This window comes from Variovorax sp. 20P10.2.4, from assembly GCF_058244205.1.
In genome coordinates this window covers 1-4459 of sequence record NZ_JBZAYE010000602.1, presented here as the reverse complement: position 1 = coordinate 4459, position 4459 = coordinate 1, and the positions used below count along the sequence as shown (strand labels likewise).

Annotated in this window: 3 protein-coding genes and 1 pseudogene; 1 reads left to right on the top strand and 3 read right to left on the bottom strand. The window is 67.9% G+C overall.

Going from position 1 to position 4459, the window contains the following annotated elements:
* Window positions 1-128 precede the first annotated feature (128 nt).
* Window positions 129-926 (top strand): annotated as a pseudogene (locus tag AC27VN_RS33950) (phosphoethanolamine transferase); the annotation flags it as partial.
* A gap of 250 nt (window positions 927-1176) precedes the next feature.
* Here the strand turns inward: AC27VN_RS33950 and AC27VN_RS33945 are convergent.
* Genes AC27VN_RS33945 through AC27VN_RS33935 form a run of 3 tightly spaced genes read right to left on the bottom strand, consistent with a single transcriptional unit; the run spans window position 1177 to window position 4225 of the window.
* Window positions 1177-1719, bottom strand: a complete 543-nt coding sequence (locus tag AC27VN_RS33945; RefSeq protein ID WP_490879422.1) for a prolyl hydroxylase family protein — start codon at window positions 1717-1719, stop codon at window positions 1177-1179.
* Between the two features lie 29 nt (window positions 1720-1748).
* Window positions 1749-2705, bottom strand: a complete 957-nt coding sequence (locus AC27VN_RS33940; RefSeq protein WP_093354738.1) for an alpha-E domain-containing protein — start codon at window positions 2703-2705, stop codon at window positions 1749-1751.
* Between the two features lie 23 nt (window positions 2706-2728).
* Window positions 2729-4225, bottom strand: coding sequence for a circularly permuted type 2 ATP-grasp protein (locus AC27VN_RS33935; protein WP_093354736.1), 1497 nt, complete (start codon window positions 4223-4225; stop codon window positions 2729-2731).
* Between the last annotated feature and the right edge of the window lie 234 nt (window positions 4226-4459).

Sequence of the window (4459 nt, the reverse complement as noted above, 5' to 3'; positions counted from 1 at the left end):
TCGCCTGCGTCGGCTATGCCAGCAAGCCCTGGCGCCGGCTGCACCCGGTGGCCTTCTGGTCGCAGTGGGCGCAGTCGGTGCATGCGCTGCGCGGCCTCTGGGCCGACCAGGAACGCACGCGCAAGCAGATGCTCGCGCGCGCCAAGGCCATCGCGCCCGTGGTCGAGCGCGCGGGCCCGTCGACCGTGGTGCTGGTGATCACCGACAGCATCAACCGCGACAACATGGGGCTCTACGGCTATGGCCGTCCGACCACGCCGCGCCTGCTGGCCCACAAGGCGCAGGCGGGCGCGCACATGGAGGTGCTGCGCAACGCCTGGTCGGTCGACGCCACCACCGTGCCCGCGCTGCGCAACATGTTCCATTTCGGCCTGCCCGAGAGCGAGAACCCGCCGCACCTGATCGCGCTCGCGCGCGCGGCCGGCTACAAGGTCTGGTGGATCAGCAACCACGACGACCTCGCGATCGAGCAGCAGCATGCGCGTTACGCCGACGTGGTCGACATGGTCAACCGCACGCCGGGCCGCGCGAGCGCCTCGCTCGACGGCGAGATCCTCGACTGCATGCAGGAAGCGCTGGACGACACCAGCGCCGAACGCAAGCTGATCGTGGTGCACCTGATGGGCGCCCATCCGCACTACAGCCTGCGCTTTCCGCCCGACGCCAATCCCTTCGACGACAACATCGACGCGGTCGAAACCGGCCTGGTGAAGAACGGCCGCTCGGCCTGGGTGCGCCACTACCGCCACGAGTACGACGCAGCCCTGCTCTATCACGACTTCGTGGTGTCCGAGCTGCTGCAGCAGACGCGCAGCGCGGGCTTGCCGCAGGAGCACCGCGCCTGGATGTACCTGTCGGACCATGGCCAGGAAGTGGGCCATGGCAGCGACCGCGCGGGCCACAGCCCCGCGACCGCCTCGGGCTACCGCATCCCGACCGTGATCTGGCGCCATCCGCAGACACCGTTCGCGGGCCATGCGCCGCAGCAATCGGCGCAACCGTTCCGCGCCGACTGGGCCGGCTGGACGCTGATGAACCTGCTCGACATCCGCTGGAACGGCCAGCGGCCCGAGCGCGACGTGCTCGGCGCCGGCTACCGCTGGGAGGCGCCCGTGCTGCCGGTGGCGGTGGAGTCGTTCGAGCGCTGAGGTCGAAGCGGCGGCGGTGGCGGCGCGCTCAGGCCGCGCCGTACATCACGTCGGAGCGCAGCACGTACTTCGTGCCGGCCTCGATCGCCGCGCCCTCGTGCCAGGTGTCGTGCACGAACAGCAGCGCCGCGCCGGCCTCGGGCTTCACGCGGAAGTCGCGGAAATCGGTGTCGCCGCCCGTGAAGCCGTCGTTGAGATAGACCAGCAGCGTGAGCCGGCTCGTGCGGCCGTCCTCGCGCCAGGGGCCGTCCTTGTGCATCTTGAAGCGCTGGCCCGGCAGGTACTTGTAGAAGCGCAGCTCGCGCGGCAACCCGAGCGCCGATTCGCCCTCGAGCTGCGGCAGCTCGACCTGGCGAAGGCGCTGCCAGATCAGCGCCACCCATTCGGGCGCCGCGAGCATCGCGCGCTCGTTGTTGCGGATCGCGGGCATGGCCTTCGGGCCGTCGGCGGTGCGCACGCCGGCCGCCGCGAAGCCCTCGCGCTCGGCCAGCGCGATCAGCGCCGCGCATTCGTCGACGGAAAGAAATCGCTCGACCGAAAACGCGCGCGGCGAATGGACCACGAGGTTCATTCGCCGCTTTCGCTCCGGGAGGCCGCCGCTCAGTGCGCCGGCACCAGGAAGTCCTGGCTGATGCGCACGCCGAGCTCGTTCACGCGGTCGAGGAACTGCGTGAGGTAGGCATGCAGGCCGGTCGCGAGGATCTCGTCGACGCGCGCGTACTGCAGGTCGGCCAGCAGCTTGCCGGCGCGGCGCTGGGTTTCGGCGCTCTGCTCGTTCTGCACCTTCGCGAGGTTGGCCACCACCTCGGCCAGGCTCGCGTGCAGCGAGCGCGGCATGTCGGCGCGCAGGATCAGCAGCTCGGCCACGCGCTCGGGCTTGATCACGTCGCGGTAGACCTTGCGGTAGACCTCGAAGGCCGAGACGCTGCGCAGGATCGCGCTCCAGTGATAGAAGTCGTACTCCTGGTCTTCCTCGGTGGCGGCACCGAAGAACTCGCTGTTGAGCGCGTGGAACTTCACGTCGACCAGCCGCGCCGTGTTGTCGGCGCGTTCGAGGAAGGTGCCCAGGCGCGAGAAGTAGAAGGCCTCGTCCTGCAACATCGTGCCCAGCGTGACGCCGCGCGAGAGGTGCGAGCGGAACTTGACCCATTCGAAGAACTGGCCGGGGTCGCGCTCGAAGTCGCCCGCGCGCAGCATGCGGTTGACCTCGAGCCAGGTGGTGTTCTGCGTTTCCCAGGCCTCGGTGGTCAGCGCGCCGCGCACCGCGCGGGCGTTCTCGCGCGCGGCCTTGAGGCAGGAGACGATCGAGGACGGATTGCTCTCGTCCTTGACCATGAACTCCATCACCTCGTTGGGCGCGATCTGGTCGTACTTCTGGTTGTACGAGGGCAGCAACTCGCTGATCGAGAGCACGCCCTGCCAGCCGTACTTGGCGACCTCGGCCGACTGCGGCAGCAGCGAGGTCTGGTAGTTGACGTCGAGCATGCGCGCGGTGTTCTCGGCGCGCTCGGTGTAGCGGGACATCCAGTAGAGGTGGTCTGCGGTGCGGGACAGCATGTGGTTCTCCGGGCTTCTTGCACTCAGGCCGACTGGCTCTGCGACTGGGACTGCGTCTTCGGCTTGGCCGTGCGGTCGGCCTCGAGGATCCAGGTGTCCTTGGTGCCGCCGCCCTGCGAGGAATTGACCACCAGCGAGCCTTCCTTGAGCGCCACGCGCGTGAGGCCGCCGGGCACCATCTGCACCTCGCTGCCCGAGAGCACGAAGGGCCGCAGGTCGATGTGACGCGGCGCGATGCCGGCGTCGACGAAGGTCGGCGAGGTCGACAGGCTCAGCGTGGGCTGGGCGATGTAGCCGTCGGGCTTGGCGATCACGGCCTTCTTGAAGTCCTCGATCTCGGCCTGCGTGGCGGCCGGGCCGATCAGCATGCCGTAGCCGCCGGCGCCGTGCACTTCCTTGACCACCAGGTCCTTCATGTTGTCGAGCGTGTATTGCAGCTCGTCCTTGTTGCGGCACATGTAGGTCGGCACGTTCTTGAGGATCGGCTGCTCGCCGAGGTAGAACTCGATCATCTTCGGCACGTACGGATAGATCGACTTGTCGTCGGCCACGCCGGTGCCCACGGCATTGCAGATCACGACGTTGCCGTCGCGGTAGGCGCGCATCAGGCCCGCGCAGCCGAGCGTGGAGCTCGGGCGGAACACCTCGGGGTCGAGGAAGTCGTCGTCGACGCGGCGGTAGATCACGTCGACGCGCTTCGGTCCGCGCGTGGTGCGCATGTAGACGAAGTTGTCGCGCACGAACAGGTCCTGCCCCTCGACCAGCTCGACGCCCATCTGCTGCGCGAGGAAGGCGTGCTCGAAGTAGGCGCTGTTGTACATGCCGGGCGTGAGCACCACCACCGTGGGCTCGGCCGTCGCGGCCGGCGCGCTGGCGCGCAGGGTCTCGAGCAGCAGGTCGGGGTAGTGCGCCACCGGCGCGATGCGGTTCTGGTTGAACAGCTCGGGGAACAGCCGCATCATCATCTTGCGGTTCTCGAGCATGTAGCTCACGCCGCTGGGCACGCGCAGGTTGTCCTCGAGCACGTAGTACTCGCCGTTGCCGCTGGCGTCGGGCGCGCGCACGATGTCGATGCCCGAGATGTTCGAGTAGACGTTGTGCGGCACGCTCACGCCCATCATCTCGGGGCGGAACTGGGCGTTGTTGAGGATCTGCTCGGCCGGGATGATGCCGGCCTTGATGATTTCCTGGTCGTGGTAGACGTCATGCAGGAAGCGGTTGAGCGCCGTGACGCGCTGCACCAGCCCCTTCTCCATGCTGTCCCACTCGTGCGCCGGAATGATCCGGGGCAGCAGGTCGAACGGGATCAGCCGCTCGGTGCCCGAGCCGTCCTCGTCCTTGGCGCCGTACACGGCGAAGGTGATACCGACCCGGCGGAAGATCATTTCCGCCTCTTCGCGCCGCGAACGCATCACCTCGCCGGGTTGCTTCGCTAGCCATTGGTCGTATCGCTTGTAGTGCTGCCGGATCGCGGCTCCCGCATAGGGGAGCTGCTCATACATCTCGTCGAATTTGTGCATGGAACGACCAATCTCCTTGAGCCATAGCTTAGCAAGTTCGAGGCCAGTAGAACCCCTGATGCCAAGCCCGCCAAGGCGACGGTCGGATTTATTCGCGCACTTCGGGAACAGGTTCCGCGTCGGCCGCGCGTTTCTTGCGCGGCGACAGGAAGGCCTTGATGCGCTCCCCGCTCTCCTCGCCATAGAGGCTGGCGACCGAGGACTCGCGCTCGGCATCGAGCTGCTCGCGCCGGC

Excerpts from the sequence above, each read along its gene's own strand:
- AC27VN_RS33945 (WP_490879422.1), bottom strand. The coding sequence starts at position 1,719 with ATGAACCTCGTGGTCCATTCGCCGCGCGCGTTTTCGGTCGAGCGATTT.
- AC27VN_RS33940 (WP_093354738.1), bottom strand. The coding sequence starts at position 2,705 with ATGCTGTCCCGCACCGCAGACCACCTCTACTGGATGTCCCGCTACACC.
- AC27VN_RS33935 (WP_093354736.1), bottom strand. The coding sequence starts at position 4,225 with ATGCACAAATTCGACGAGATGTATGAGCAGCTCCCCTATGCGGGAGCC.